This is a genomic window from Paenibacillus sp. J31R122 (assembly GCF_056269185.1).
Map to the genome: position 1 here is coordinate 240776 of NZ_JBWDNM010000008.1, position 13415 is coordinate 254190.

A 13415-nucleotide genomic window follows, 5' to 3' on the forward strand; every position below is an offset into this window, starting at 1 on the left:
GAATATAATTGGAGGGGTTCAGCAATGGCAAAACCGCTAGAAGTTGATCAGCAATGGCTGGAGAGAATCGTGGATCAGGTAAGCGGGATTAGTTATGGGCATGTGACGATTACTGTTCATGATGGCAGAATCGTGCAAATTGACCGGACGGAAAGAACAAGATATGAAGGTCCCTCTCAAAAGCAGGCTCCGTCCGTGCAACAGCCCAAATCTCATGAAAGCCAATCCGTCGCTGAGGCACTGCGCATCGTTCAGTAACAAGCAGAAAAAAACTCCGTATCTTCGGCGAAAGCCAAGAGTACGGAGTTTTTTTCCATTCATTACGAGATGAGGAATTTGATTATAACAGCTGCGGCGAATATAACAGTCATTAGACCAAGCATACCACCGAAACCGAATACAACATCCATCAAATCGTGGCGCGGTTCTTCATTGAAGTGCTCGCGCGGATCTCTAATATTTTCCATCGTTGACGTCCTCCTTGAAAGACCGATTGCTTCAGCCACAACCATAAGCGGTCGTCTCTATTCAGTATCGGTTAATTCAGCTTTTATTAGTATACCCAAACTGAAGAACAGTTGTAAAGCCAATTGAGGTGACAATTGTAAGACAAAATACGTCTCAATTATGCTAAAATGTGAACAGGATCGAATGGTATTCGGAGGTGAGAGCATGGATGAGCAGCAAATGGTGCGGTCGCAGGAAGAACAGCTAGCGGCAGCTAAAGAAACGATACGTAATAAACTGGCATTGCTCCCGGATCAATCCGGTTGTTATTTAATGAAAAATAGCGAAGGCATCATCATATATGTCGGCAAGGCGAAGGTACTTAAAAATCGTGTACGCTCTTATTTTAATGGTAGCCATAATGGAAAGACACAGCGATTAGTATCAGAAATTCGCGATTTCGAATTTATTGTTACTTCCAGCAATATGGAAGCCCTTATCTTAGAATGTAATTTAATTAAACAGTACCATCCGCGCTATAACGTGCTTCTAAAGGATGATAAATCTTTTCCCTATATTAAAATAACAAACGAAAAGCACCCGAAATTAGAGGTAACACGGCGTATTGTAAAGGATAAAGGCAAATATTTCGGCCCTTACCCGAATGCGTACGCAGCGCAGCAAACAAAGAAGCTGCTGGATCGCTTGTATCCGCTGCGTAAATGTAAAACGTTGCCGGAAAAAGTATGTCTCTATTATCATTTGGGGCAATGTATCGCACCCTGCGAATTTGATGTGGAGCAGGAGTCATACGATAAAATGATTCAGGAAATAACTCGTTTCTTAAACGGAGGACAGGATGTTGTCAAGGTAGAACTGCAGCGTAAAATGGAAGAAGCGGCTGAGCAGCTCGAATTTGAACGGGCTAAGGAGTTTCGAGATCAGCTCATTGCTATTGAGGCGGTCATGGAGAAGCAGAAAATTACAATGTCTGACGCGCTCGACCGTGACGTGTTCGGATACGCGGTAGATAAAGGCTGGATGTGCGTTCAAATTTTGTATATGCGGCATGGAAAGCTTATTGAGCGTCATGGAACGACCTTCCCTTATTACGGAGAAGAGTATGATGATTTCATGACATTCGTGACGCAGTATTATAGCGATAATCCAGCGCTGCCAAAGCAAATATTACTGCCTATTCCACCGGAGCTGGTGCGAGAGGAGCTTTCACTAGAGACAGTTGCGGCAGAGGGGGAGGACGCTGCTGACTCTCGTGCAGATGATGCAATTGCTTCCTTGCATAACTGGCTGAAGGTGAAGGTGCTTATGCCTCAGCGTGGTCGTAAAAGCGAGGTAGTAACGATGGCTATAGACAACGCAAGGGTGATGCTTGATGAGAAGTTCCGATTAATCGAGCGTGATGAAGAACGAAGCGTCAAGGCATCCGAATCACTAGCAGGATGGCTCGGCTTGGAAGAGGTACATCGCATTGAAGCGTTTGACAACTCGAACATTCAGGGGACAAATCCAGTATCAGCGATGGTTGTGTTTACGGATGGGAAGCCTGATCGCAAGGAATATCGTAAATACAAGGTGAAGACCGTACAAGGTCCTGATGATTATGAAACGATGCGTGAGGTTATTAGGCGCCGTTATGAGCGAGTGCTGAAGGAGGAGCTTGCAGCACCCGATCTAATAGTTGTCGATGGAGGAAAAGGGCAAATATCGGCGGCTCTTGATGTGTTGGAGAATGAGCTCGGTCTATATATACCTGTTTGTGGTCTAGTAAAGGATGCGAAGCACAAAACAGCTCAGCTAATGACAGGAGATCCTGCAGAGATTGTACCGTTGCCGCGCGACAGCCAAGAATTTTATTTGCTGCAGCGCATTCAAGATGAAGTGCATCGATTTGCGATTACATTCCACAGGGAGCAGCGCGGCAAGTCGATGGTAGAGTCCAAGCTCGATTCCATTCCAGGTATAGGCGAGAAGAGGCGCAAGCTGCTCCTTAAACATTTTGGCTCCATCAAAAAAATAAAAGAGGCCTCAGTCGAAGACTTCCGGCCTCTATCTATAGGTGATAAGCTAGCTTCACAAATTATTGCCGCTCTTAGGGAAGAGCCGTTGTAACCAACGGTTTCGACCCTTTTTTTTATATGAAATATTCTTGATTATCTCTGCTAAACGAGCTTACACCGCCCTAGAAGGCGACACTTGTTTACGCTTGTTGTGGAAATGCTTAATGAAATAAGCGATCGGAATTGGAAGCAGTGTGAAAACTACGGCTGATATAATGTTTGGAGCTGTTCCAATCGTTATTAACGAGATTCCAACTGAGACACTGTTGAAAATAGCATGTGTGAACATCGATGTAATTAATCCGTATCTCACAAAGATGAAGCTGAATATAAGACCGATAATCATCAGCTCAATCAGACGAGTGGAGGACGGATAAAAAGGATAGGTGACATGGCCAAGCGCCCAGAAAAGTGTTGGCAAAAGTGCCGCTGCGAAAGTGTTTTTGAACCATTTGCGGAACAATCCGATGCCGAAAAATCGGAATACAGCTTCCTCTGAAATGGCGGCAGCCCAAGCGAGTACGGGCATCAGCCATAATATTCCCATATTATAAGGGGACTGTGTAGCGTCACTGGTACCCCAGGTTCCAATTAAGAGTTTTAATGCAATAAAGATAACCGCTTGTAATGCGAACAGAATAATGGCAAACATGTAGGACAAGCCCATGCTTCGCCATACATAATCACCATATCCCGGCTGACCGAAACGGGGCCAAAGATCGCGTCCTTGTGCTTTCCAAAGACCGTCCCCAGCGACAAGAGCGATATAAATTGATCCTGCCATCGGAATGGTAAACAATACGGTAAAGATAGCGGTAATAACGACCATTTGATCACTAGCATTCTCGCCCATAGAAGCTCTTATACCATCAAGCATATTGAGATTCATTATAATATAAGTAATGAAGAATATGATGGTGAGTATGATTCCAAACTTAAAAGAAGTGAATTTTCGATACAGCACCGCATAAATAATTGATAATACAAACAAGGCGAAGCTCATGAACATATAGCCAAATCCGGTAAGTAATCCTGCTAGTTTGTCTTGACCTTTCACATATTGGATATAATCAGCCGGTGCTTTAAAAGCAGGTTTATAGGTGGTGATGATGGACTCACCATTAACAGATTGTACTTTTACGTCTACAGCAAGCTTAGCATTATCAATTGTATAGCCTGTGGGGGCCACACTCCATTCACCATTTGGGTGAAACTTTTTATCAGCTATTTCTTCTGTGCAGAAACCTTGCTCGTTCAAGAAGGAGGTCACAAGTTGTTCATCAGCAAGCCCATCTCCACCAACAAGCAGGTTCCAAGAAACAACCTTCTCATCTTGCATATGAACATGGACGGCAGCTCTTCCGCCTTGAATGAATTTAAGGTCAACCTGATAAGTATCTGTTGGAAAACGTTTATCATATTGGTCAGAGTACGTTTTAACAAGCTCTTCCTTCGCTAGATAACCATTCATTATTTTATCGGTTTGATGGATAGCCTTAGCAGACTTTACCTTTAATCCGGTATATTCTTCAATAAAGAGAGTTGCCTTTTCCTCTGCTGCAGATTTGTCGATCACATGGGTTTCAAACTCGCCGGATGAAATGGAAGCAAGCATAGGAACAATTTCTATACTTACAAAAATAATGAAGCAAGCAATTGCTGCCCATAAAAAGCGTTTCCATTCATTTGGCTTGATGGAATCAATCATTGGTTCACCTCAACTGGTTAGAATAGATAGAGCTCATTCCATTACCATATCACATTGATCCCTGAATTATCCAGTCACTCCTTATGGATGATATCTGAATGGAACTGCAAGAATATATGGATACAGTTGAAAACAAAAGAAATAATGATGTTCTTCAAGTAAGCAGGCTGTTACCTAACAACATTGCCCTTTTTTGGCTCAAAATCATTGCTTTTGAGCTTTATGCAAGCTATGATCCTCTCCTGCTTTTGGATTATAATCGTGTAGCAATTGAGAATACAGACGAGAAGAAGGCTGATGGATGAAATTTAATTGGAATATATTGAAATGGTCGCCGCCGCGAATACTGGTTAGTGGATTCGCCCTTATTATATTAATAGGTGCTTTGCTGCTTTCTATGCCTTTTGCATCGGCCTCTGGTGAGCGTCTTCCTTTTTTGGATGCGCTGTTCACTGCAACATCGGCAACCTGTGTAACCGGCCTTGTCGTTGTCGATACAGGAACGTACTTCTCTGTGCCTGGTCAAGTCATTTTAATGATACTTTTTCAGCTTGGCGGACTCGGCTTTATGACGATGGCTACACTTGTTGCGCTTGTGCTTAGAAAGAGAATTTCATTAAAGGAGCGGCTTTTGCTTCAAGAGGCGATGAACCAAACGAGTATGGAGGGGATCGTTCGATTGATTCAACGAGTCATCCTCTATTCTTTATCGATTGAGCTAATCGGAATGTTCCTATTTGCTTCGAGATTCGCATTTGATATGCCGATTGGCAAAGCGTTATACTTCGGCGCGTTCCATGCTGTTTCATTGTTCAACAACGCGGGCTTTGACATTTTCGGCGGTTTTAGAAGCTTAACAGTGTACGTAGATGACCCAATTGTAACTTTTACGGGTATGCTCCTTATTATAACCGGAGGATTAGGATTTGTTGTAATGGCTGATCTTATGGAGTTTCGTAAAACACGCAAGCTTTCTCTGCACAGTAAAGTCGTACTTTCAATGACGGGATCATTAATTGCAATCGGAGCTATAGTTATATTTATATTTGAGTTTTCCAATACGAAGACACTTGGTTCATTGGATTGGAGCGGCAAAATTTTGTCCTCCTTGTTCCAGTCGGTTACACCTCGTACAGCTGGAGCCAATACACTTGATTATACGCAATTGCGTCAGGCGACCGTATTTTTTACCATTATTTTAATGTTCATTGGTGCTTCGCCAGGCTCCACGGGCGGCGGTATCAAAACGACTACCTTCATGACCTTGGTCGGTGCAGTTTTTGCGATGATTCGCGGCCGTGAAGATATAGTACTGTTCCGCTATAGACTGGGTAAAGATCGTATCTTCAAAGCTTTGACCATTACATTATTATCTCTGGCACTCGTTATAGTCGTAACCATGCTGCTATCGATGACAGAGGAACAACAATTTATTAATCTCTTATTCGAAGCAACATCGGCATTCGGAACAGTCGGTCTTTCAATTGGGGTGACACCTGAACTATCCAATATCGGAAAAATTATAATCGCAATAACGATGTTTGCCGGGCGGCTTGGTCCTTTGACGCTCGCTTATGCGCTTGGGCCTCGCACAGAAAAAGAGCTATATCGGCATCCAGAAGGAAAAATCACAATTGGATAGGGGTTTAAGCAAGTGGCGACGAAAAAAAGTCAGTTTGTTATTATAGGTTTGGGAAGGTTTGGGTCCAGTTTAGGGCGAGAGCTCGTCCAGCTTGGTTATGAGGTGCTCGGGGTCGACAAGGATGATGAGGCTGTGCAAGAAATGAGCAGTGTCTTAACCTATGCTGTAGCTGCGGAATGTACCGATGAAGAGACGCTTCGATCACTGGGCGTGCGTAATTTTGACTGTGGTGTCGTAGCTATCGGAGACGACATTCAAGCTAGTATTTTAACTGCTATCTTACTTAAAGATATAGGTGTGAAGAAGGTTGTGGCGAAGGCAATAAGTGAGCTGCACGGACGTGTGCTGGAGAAAATAGGCGTTGATCGAGTCGTATATCCGGAGAGGGACATGGGTATTCGGGTAGCGCATCAACTCGTATCACCAAATTTACTCGATTATATTGAGCTGTCGAAAGAATACACGATTGCCGAGCTTGCAGTGCCGAAGTGCTTAAACGGCAAATCGCTGCATGACTTGAATCCGCGCGCTCGATTTGGCTGCAGCATTGTAGCCATCAATAAGCCAGGTGGAATCATTATCGCTCCTACGGCAACTGATGTTCTAACAGAGAGTGACGTAATGGTCATAATCGGTACAAATGAACAAATCGAGCAATTCGAGGAAACTGTTATTCGTTAATTGATAAAGTACAGCACGGATTCAGAAGCTTATTATTGGAAATGATGAAGGAAAGCAGCTATTTTATATGCTGCTTTCCTTTTGATATGGAAATCTCGCAGCCATTTCATTAATCCATAGTCTAATTGAGGGACTAAGCGCTACAGAATCGGCGTGAATTAGCGACGTCGTACGTTTAGTATCTTGGAGCTCGCGAATAGGCAGTACAATGAGATCGTTATCTTCTAGTAACTGATGGCGCATGTAAGATTGAGGAAGCAATGTCGCTGCTCTGCAAGTATGCAGAAGTCTCAATATCGCTTCGAATGAATCGATTTCCATACGTACATCCGGTTGAAGATGATATTTATCGAATAGCTCATCAGTTAAAATACGATACCAAGTTCCTTTGGAGAACAAAATCATTGGCATTCCAGTTAAGTCCTGTATACCGAGTGCTCCTTTATCCGTTATCAATTGATTTCGCGGCAATACGAGCGACAGATGATCCTCAAATAGGGGAACGCATCGTACAGTTGAGTCTTCGATGCTTGATGCGACGATTCCAATATCTACTTTATGGTCTCGGACAAGCGATACGATTTCATGCGTTTTACCGGTAATCGCTTTAATATCGATTTCGGGATGCGTTGCCGTTAACGTTTGAATGAGATCAGGCAAAGTTGTTTGCAATGTCGTTAAGCTTGCGCCAATTGTTAGTGAGGTTCGACCAGTAATTGTAAATTCGGAAACGGTTTGCAAATACTTCCGATGCAGCTGACGCAATTCAATTGCATATTCGTAAGTTAGCTGACCAATTCGAGTGAGTTCCAGCCTTTTGCCGATGCGGCGAAACAGCTCAACACCAATCTCCTGTTCGAGCTTAGCAATTTTTCGGGATAAGGCCGGCTGCGACAAATTAAGCAGTGCTGATGCCTTGTTCATACTGGATTGCTCAACAATTACTGTGAATACATGCATTTCCTCATTCATCGAAAGATCTCCTTATGTTAATTTGTTATAAGAAATTATAAAAAATAAGCAATTCCATTATAAGATGAAATGGGGTAGGATGGGAAGTGTGGCAAAAGTGTGTCGAGATTTGTTGACGAAGGTACATGCTGGGGTTACAATGTAGAATGATTTGTTAAGATTATCGCACTCACAGTTTTGAAAGGAGAAGGAATCAAATGAAAGAAAATTCGTATTTCGCGCGCAAGCTCCACTCGCTTCTCGGGATTATTCCACTTGGTGGTTTTATCCTTGTGCACGGGCTGACTAACTATCAGGCATTTGAGCGCGGATCTGAAGGCTTTAGCAAGGGCGTAACTTTTATTAACAGTATGCCAATTTTGCCATTGCTAGAGATTTTCGGGATTTACCTCCCGCTATTGTTCCATGGTATTTACGGTTTATACGTCGCTTACCAATCAAACAGCAATACGGGACGCTTTAAGTACGGGAGAAACTGGGCATTTACAGCACAACGGATTACGGGGGTAATTACCTTCATATTCGTTTTCTGGCATATGTATCAGACTCGTATGCAAGTTTACCTTGGCAATATTACGCATGAGGAGCTAGGCTCAACGATGAATTTAATCGCAACCAGCCCGGTCTACTTCACGCTTTATGTAATCGGTGTTCTTGCAGCGGTATTCCATTTCAGTAACGGCCTTTGGTCATTCCTAGTTAGCTGGGGAATTACAATCGGTCCAAAAGCGCAACGTATTTCTTCCTATATTTGTATGGGTGTTTTTGTTGTCGTATCTGCGCTGTTTATTCTTTCGCTTATCGCGTTTAGCGGCGATGAATTTAAGGAAGCTGCGAATGCTGCATTGGCATGGACGAATATCGGATAGAATGAAGACAAGGAGAGCGAAACGTTATGTCTAAAAATAAAATTATTATCATTGGCGGCGGACTAGCTGGTTTGATGGCAACCATTAAAGCAGCGGAAGCAGGCGTGCATGTTGATCTGTTTTCTCTTGTGCCAGTTAAACGTTCTCATTCCGTATGTGCTCAAGGCGGAATTAATGGGGCAGTTAATACAAAAGGGGAAGGCGATTCTCCGTGGGAGCATTTTGACGATACCGTATATGGCGGAGACTTTCTAGCGAATCAGCCGCCAGTTAAAGCAATGTGCGATGCCGCTCCTGGCATTATTCACTTGATGGACCGTATGGGCGTTATGTTCAGTCGTACTTCTGAAGGCTTGCTCGACTTCCGTCGCTTTGGCGGTACGAAGCATTCCCGCACAGCGTTCGCGGGTGCAACGACTGGCCAACAGCTTCTGTACGCACTGGATGAGCAAGTTCGCCGCTGGGAAGCAGCTGGTCTCGTAAACAAGTTCGAGCACTGGGAATTCCTTGGCGCTGTACTTGATGACGATGGCGTATGCCGCGGTGTATCAGCCCAAGATTTGCGTTCGATGGAAGTACACACGGTTCGTGCAGATGCAGTAATTTTGGCATCAGGCGGTCCTGGTATTATTTTCGGCAAAACAACAAACTCCGTTATTAATACAGGTACAGCTGCTAGCGCGGTTTACCAGCAAGGTGTTAACTATGCGAACGGCGAATTCATTCAAATCCACCCGACAGCTATTCCTGGCGATGACAAGCTTCGCTTGATGTCAGAATCAGCACGCGGTGAAGGCGGTCGTATTTGGACGTATAAGGATGGCAAGCCTTGGTACTTCTTAGAGGAAAAATATCCGGCTTACGGAAACCTTGTTCCTCGTGACATCGCGACGCGTGAAATTTTCAGCGTATGCGTTGACCAGAAGCTTGGTATCAATCAAGAAAACATGGTTTACCTAGACTTGTCGCACAAAGATCCGAAGGAGCTTGATGTTAAGCTCGGCGGTATCATTGAGATCTATGAGAAGTTCATGGGTGACGATCCGCGTAAAATTCCGATGAAAATTTTCCCTGCGGTTCACTATTCAATGGGCGGCATGTGGGTTGATTATAACCAAATGACGAACATTCCAGGTCTATTCGCGGCTGGTGAATGCGAGTATCAGTATCACGGAGCGAATCGACTAGGCGCCAACTCCTTGCTGTCTGCTATCTATGGCGGTATGGTTGCTGGTCCGAAAGCGGTAGAATATATTAAAGGCTTGAAGAAGTCAGCTGAAGATCTTCCATCTTCCGTATTCGATCGTGAGAACAAACGCCAAACCGATAAATATAACAGCATTCTAGCGATGAACGGCAACGAGAATGCGTATGTTATTCACAAAGAGCTAGGCGAAATAATGACAAACAACATGACTGTTGTTCGTTTTAACAATAAGCTGGAAGCAACGATCGTTAAGATCAAAGAGCTGAAGCAGCGTTATGCGAAAATCAATATTAACGATACAGCGCAATGGAACAATGCGGGAGTGGCGTTTACGCGTCAATTGTGGAATATGCTTGAGCTCTCCGAAGCGATGACACTTGGAGCTTTGCTGCGTAACGAAAGCCGTGGCGCGCATTATAAACCAGAATTCGCGGAACGTGATGATGATCATTTCATGAAATCGACAATTGCGAAATGGACGAAAGAAGGACCTCAAATTTCATACGAGGACATCGATGTTAGTCTGATTACACCTCGTAAACGTGATTATTCTACGGACAAGAAGAAAGGAGAATAACGATGGCTACAACGACAGTCGCTTCAAAAACGGTTAAATTTATTATTACCCGGCAGGACTCTCCAGAATCTCAGCCTTATACGGAAGAATTTGAAATCCCATACCGCGCGAATATGAACGTCATAAGCGGCCTTATGGAAATTCAGCGTAATCCGAAGACTGTAGACGGCAAGGGTACTGCACCAGTATGCTGGGATTCAAACTGCTTGGAAGAAGTGTGCGGCGCATGTTCTATGGTTATTAACGGCAAGCCGCGTCAAGCATGCAGCGCGTTGATTGATAAGCTGGAGCAGCCGGTACGTCTTGAGCCAATGCGTACATTCCCTGTTGTCCGTGATCTTGTTATCAATCGTGAGCGGATGTTCGGTGCTTTGAAAAAAGTAAAAGCATGGATTCCAATTGATGGCACATACGATCTAGGTCCTGGACCTCGTATGGCTGAGTCGAAGCGTCAATGGGCGTACGAGCTTTCCAAATGTATGACATGTGGTGTATGCCTCGAAGCATGCCCTAACGTCAATGATCGCAACAGCTTTATCGGTCCAGCAGCCATTTCCCAAGTTCGTTTGTTTAACGCGCATCCGACGGGAGAAATGAATAAAGAAGAGCGCCTGGATGAACTGATGTCTGATGGCGGTATTGAGGGCTGCGGTAACTCGCAAAACTGTGTTCGCTCATGCCCGAAAGGTATTCCGTTAACAACATCAATCGCTGCGATGAACAAGGATACAACGAAACATTTATTCAAGAAATGGCTTAATGCTTAATTAATTCAAGCCTATGAATGAATAATAGGAGCCCTCGAATAGTTCGGGGGTTCTTTTTTTTGTTATCATGATACTGATTATTATTATCAATAGTAACGGATTGTAATTTCATTGTCAATTGGATATCAACCAAGATGTCAGCGGAAAGAACAAAAAAACCGCCTAGGCGGTTTTCTGATTTATATCCTTACATCCATTGTTCTCCCCACTTTTGAATGGACTCAATAACAGGCTGGAGCTCGTGACCCCTACAAGTAAGCTCATACTCTATTCGTACGGGCATCTCAGGATATACTTGACGCTTAATTATGGCTAACGCTTCCAATTCTTTCATTCGATCAGTGAGCATTTTGTCGCTCATTTCAGGAATTTGTTCTTTAATTTCTTTGAATCGTTTTGGTCCTCCAAGTAAAACCCTTATAATTCTGCCAGTCCATTTTTTTCCTAATATGTCGGCCGCGGCTTCGTATTTTGGGCACATTGTCGAATAATCCAACCGTATCACCCCGCTTTTTGTATTACTATTGTAGCATATGAACGAACTAAAAGTAAGTTCATTTCAAAATGCGTGCAAAAATATATATTTACTTTATATAAGTTAGCTTTATTGCAACAGCTATTTAAAATGTAGTTTGTGTATTAGAACCATTTTATAGCCGAATGATTACTAAGCCGATAATTGTAAAAGCAAAGGCTGCCCACTGCAGAGCGGAAAGTTTTTCTTTATAGACCGCAATGGCGCCGGCCGCAACAACCAAGCTATTCGTTGCGAAAATAGGAGCAGCCAGGTTTGCCTGACCAGTCGAGAGCGCGATCGCATACAGCTGTAACCCGCCGTAAGAGAACAAGCCTGCTATGAGCCCGTACCATAATCCTATACGCTTAGAAGCTCTAGAATCCGATCCTCGTATGGGTAGCAGGAACCAGAGAAGTGAAAGTGCATAAGCAATAAACAGAATAGGAGCACTAGGAAGCCCAAGCTCTTCCGTCACCTTCAAGCCGCCATTACGCAAAGCAAACATGAGTATAGCAGCTCCTACAAGTATAAACCAACGTTTTTCCGTAATGGTGAGCGGTTCCTTGCGTTTGTGGGCAATAAACACGACTGCGAGCAGTAGGAGGCAGATACCGACAGCTTGTGATACGGAGAGTGGCTCCCTATACCACCAGGTAGCCAATGCTATGACTAATACAATGTTCATATTGGTAAGCGGGGAGGTTAAGCTTGCAGGTCCGTAATGGAGTGCTTTCATAAATAACGCGTTCCCCCAAGCGGAGCCAGCTCCAATAATGATACCGGCAATCCATACGTCAGCATTCGCGAGCATTGGCAAAGTTCCTTCAAGCGCTGCGTGAACTCCGAAGCCGAGCGATCCGGACGCATATAGACCAAGCAGCAGCAGCCGAGTTGATCCACCTCGCATTTGCGAAACTTTCATCCACCACCCAGCTAGTCCAAATAAAATTGCGCTGCTGATTGCCGTGATGAGCCACATGATGTCCAACTCCTTAAATTTGTTACACAAATGAAATAGTACTGTGATCGTCCCATTACATTAATGGGCTATTATAATAAACAAGACCCCCTTTTAATATATCTTTTGGGACCTGCAACGTGCAGGTCCATTTTTTTGTTCATAAATAACAATTTATATAGGGACGATTATTTGCTGGCGCTGACGGTAAAATACCCACTGTGAGAAACCTATTTCCTTTAAACGTTTTTCAACGAGCTCCCATTCATCTCCGACTCTGCTTGGCAAATGCGCATCAGAACCGAAAGTAACATTCACTCCGTAGTAAAGAGCGCGCTCCAAAATCTGATCAGAGGGATACCAGCCGCCGACATCCTTCGTGCTGCCGGACGTATTGATCTCAATGGAAACTTTGCATTCCGCAATGATTTCAAGTGTCTTATCGATATGGGACTCCGCAGGTATGTCCGAAAATGCTGGGTAGTACCCTTTCATCGCATCGATATGTCCTAAAATATCGAACATACCGCTGCGTGCTGATTGCTGGATAAGTTCGTAGTAATTTTGTTTTTGTTCAATCTTCTGAGCCTCGTTTAACCCTTTCCAGCGCTTTCGATTGAAAATGCTGACACCGCTTACTTGATGGACGGACCCAATTAAGTAGTCGAAGGGTATGTTCTTATAAGCCGCGCGATAAATATCTGCGTATTCCGGATAATAGTCGGATTCCATTCCAAGCAGTACCTCAATTTTACCTTGATATTTCTCTTTTAATCGCAGTACCTCATCCACATAGTTAGCAAAATCACTTCTCGCCATCGCTATGCCAGGTGAAGGTTGATCCTCTTCATGATAGAAGTAAGGAGAATGGTCGGATATTCCTATTACTTGTAGACCTGCATTTATCCCTGCAACAATGTAATCTTCAATATTGCCGTCGGCATGACCACATCTGAAATGATGTGTATGTAAATCGAATTTCATTGTCAAAT

General features: G+C 43.8%; 14 protein-coding genes. 8 read left to right on the forward strand and 6 right to left on the reverse strand.

What is annotated here, in order from left to right; all coding sequences use genetic code 11:
• Positions 1-24 precede the first annotated feature (24 nt).
• Positions 25-258, forward strand: a complete 234-nt coding sequence (locus AC0YN7_RS15535) for a YezD family protein (protein ID WP_475810917.1) — start codon at positions 25-27, stop codon at positions 256-258.
• A gap of 62 nt (positions 259-320) precedes the next feature.
• Here AC0YN7_RS15535 and AC0YN7_RS15540 read toward each other — a convergent pair whose 3' ends face one another.
• Positions 321-467, reverse strand: a complete 147-nt coding sequence (locus tag AC0YN7_RS15540; protein ID WP_475810918.1) for a YqzM family protein — start codon at positions 465-467, stop codon at positions 321-323.
• Between the two features lie 205 nt (positions 468-672).
• On the opposite strand from AC0YN7_RS15540, the gene uvrC reads away from it, so the two are divergent.
• The gene (gene uvrC, locus AC0YN7_RS15545) at positions 673-2577 is read left to right on the forward strand and encodes an excinuclease ABC subunit UvrC (protein WP_475810919.1); all 1905 of its coding nucleotides are present in this window, start codon (positions 673-675) and stop codon (positions 2575-2577) included.
• A gap of 60 nt (positions 2578-2637) precedes the next feature.
• On the opposite strand, the gene AC0YN7_RS15550 is transcribed toward uvrC, so the two are convergent.
• Positions 2638-4233 carry a CPBP family intramembrane glutamic endopeptidase gene (locus tag AC0YN7_RS15550; protein ID WP_475810920.1) on the reverse strand — a complete coding sequence of 532 codons (1596 nt, stop codon included), beginning with the start codon at positions 4231-4233 and terminating at the stop codon, positions 2638-2640.
• A 98-nt stretch (positions 4234-4331) separates the two neighbouring features.
• On the opposite strand from AC0YN7_RS15550, the gene AC0YN7_RS15555 reads away from it, so the two are divergent.
• Genes AC0YN7_RS15555 through AC0YN7_RS15565 form a run of 3 tightly spaced genes read left to right on the forward strand, consistent with a single transcriptional unit; the run spans position 4332 to position 6556 of the window.
• Positions 4332-4538: a hypothetical protein gene (locus AC0YN7_RS15555; RefSeq protein ID WP_475810921.1), complete on the forward strand. Its 207-nt coding sequence runs from the start codon at positions 4332-4334 to the stop codon at positions 4536-4538.
• Positions 4535-5875: a TrkH family potassium uptake protein gene (locus AC0YN7_RS15560; protein ID WP_475810922.1), complete on the forward strand. Its 1341-nt coding sequence runs from the start codon at positions 4535-4537 to the stop codon at positions 5873-5875. The genes AC0YN7_RS15555 and AC0YN7_RS15560 overlap by 4 nt, the downstream gene beginning before the upstream one ends.
• Before the next feature lie 12 nt (positions 5876-5887).
• Positions 5888-6556, forward strand: a complete 669-nt coding sequence (locus AC0YN7_RS15565; protein WP_475810923.1) for a potassium channel family protein — start codon at positions 5888-5890, stop codon at positions 6554-6556.
• A gap of 63 nt (positions 6557-6619) precedes the next feature.
• Here the strand turns inward: AC0YN7_RS15565 and AC0YN7_RS15570 are convergent, their stop codons facing one another.
• Positions 6620-7528, reverse strand: a complete 909-nt coding sequence (locus tag AC0YN7_RS15570) for a LysR family transcriptional regulator (RefSeq protein WP_475810924.1) — start codon at positions 7526-7528, stop codon at positions 6620-6622.
• Positions 7529-7725: 197 nt separating this feature from the next.
• Between AC0YN7_RS15570 and AC0YN7_RS15575 the strand changes: the two genes are divergently transcribed.
• From AC0YN7_RS15575 to sdhB, 3 genes are read left to right on the forward strand one after another with little or no spacing between them, the layout of a single operon-like run.
• Complete coding sequence (locus AC0YN7_RS15575) at positions 7726-8397, forward strand: succinate dehydrogenase cytochrome b558 subunit (protein WP_475810925.1); 672 nt, start codon at positions 7726-7728, stop codon at positions 8395-8397.
• A 26-nt stretch (positions 8398-8423) separates the two neighbouring features.
• Positions 8424-10181 (forward strand): succinate dehydrogenase flavoprotein subunit, encoded by a 1758-nt coding sequence (gene sdhA / locus AC0YN7_RS15580; RefSeq protein WP_475810926.1) that lies wholly within the window; start codon positions 8424-8426, stop codon positions 10179-10181.
• 2 nt (positions 10182-10183) lie between these two features.
• Positions 10184-10948 (forward strand): succinate dehydrogenase iron-sulfur subunit, encoded by a 765-nt coding sequence (gene sdhB, locus AC0YN7_RS15585; RefSeq protein ID WP_475810927.1) that lies wholly within the window; start codon positions 10184-10186, stop codon positions 10946-10948.
• 187 nt (positions 10949-11135) lie between these two features.
• Here sdhB and AC0YN7_RS15590 read toward each other — a convergent pair whose 3' ends face one another.
• From AC0YN7_RS15590 to AC0YN7_RS15600, 3 genes are all read right to left on the reverse strand, one after another.
• The gene (locus AC0YN7_RS15590; RefSeq protein ID WP_475810928.1) at positions 11136-11444 is read right to left on the reverse strand and encodes a winged helix-turn-helix transcriptional regulator; all 309 of its coding nucleotides are present in this window, start codon (positions 11442-11444) and stop codon (positions 11136-11138) included.
• A 154-nt stretch (positions 11445-11598) separates the two neighbouring features.
• On the reverse strand, positions 11599-12444 hold the full coding sequence (locus AC0YN7_RS15595) for an EamA family transporter (protein WP_475810929.1): 846 nt from the start codon (positions 12442-12444) through the stop codon (positions 11599-11601).
• A gap of 153 nt (positions 12445-12597) precedes the next feature.
• Entirely contained in the window at positions 12598-13407 is an 810-nt protein-coding gene (locus tag AC0YN7_RS15600; protein ID WP_475810930.1) for a histidinol-phosphatase, read from the reverse strand.
• Positions 13408-13415 lie beyond the last annotated feature (8 nt).

What these genes read in the sequence shown, in the direction of transcription:
- sdhA (WP_475810926.1), top strand. Translation starts at nt 8,424, where the DNA reads ATGTCTAAAAATAAAATTATTATCATTGGCGGCGGACTAGCTGGTTTG.
- AC0YN7_RS15555 (WP_475810921.1), top strand. Translation starts at nt 4,332, where the DNA reads ATGGAACTGCAAGAATATATGGATACAGTTGAAAACAAAAGAAATAAT.
- AC0YN7_RS15560 (WP_475810922.1), top strand. Translation starts at nt 4,535, where the DNA reads ATGAAATTTAATTGGAATATATTGAAATGGTCGCCGCCGCGAATACTG.
- AC0YN7_RS15550 (WP_475810920.1), bottom strand. Translation starts at nt 4,233, where the DNA reads ATGATTGATTCCATCAAGCCAAATGAATGGAAACGCTTTTTATGGGCA.
- AC0YN7_RS15600 (WP_475810930.1), bottom strand. Translation starts at nt 13,407, where the DNA reads ATGAAATTCGATTTACATACACATCATTTCAGATGTGGTCATGCCGAC.
- AC0YN7_RS15575 (WP_475810925.1), top strand. Translation starts at nt 7,726, where the DNA reads ATGAAAGAAAATTCGTATTTCGCGCGCAAGCTCCACTCGCTTCTCGGG.
- AC0YN7_RS15570 (WP_475810924.1), bottom strand. Translation starts at nt 7,528, where the DNA reads ATGAATGAGGAAATGCATGTATTCACAGTAATTGTTGAGCAATCCAGT.
- uvrC (WP_475810919.1), top strand. Translation starts at nt 673, where the DNA reads ATGGATGAGCAGCAAATGGTGCGGTCGCAGGAAGAACAGCTAGCGGCA.
- AC0YN7_RS15535 (WP_475810917.1), top strand. Translation starts at nt 25, where the DNA reads ATGGCAAAACCGCTAGAAGTTGATCAGCAATGGCTGGAGAGAATCGTG.
- AC0YN7_RS15595 (WP_475810929.1), bottom strand. Translation starts at nt 12,444, where the DNA reads ATGTGGCTCATCACGGCAATCAGCAGCGCAATTTTATTTGGACTAGCT.
- sdhB (WP_475810927.1), top strand. Translation starts at nt 10,184, where the DNA reads ATGGCTACAACGACAGTCGCTTCAAAAACGGTTAAATTTATTATTACC.
- AC0YN7_RS15540 (WP_475810918.1), bottom strand. Translation starts at nt 467, where the DNA reads ATGGAAAATATTAGAGATCCGCGCGAGCACTTCAATGAAGAACCGCGC.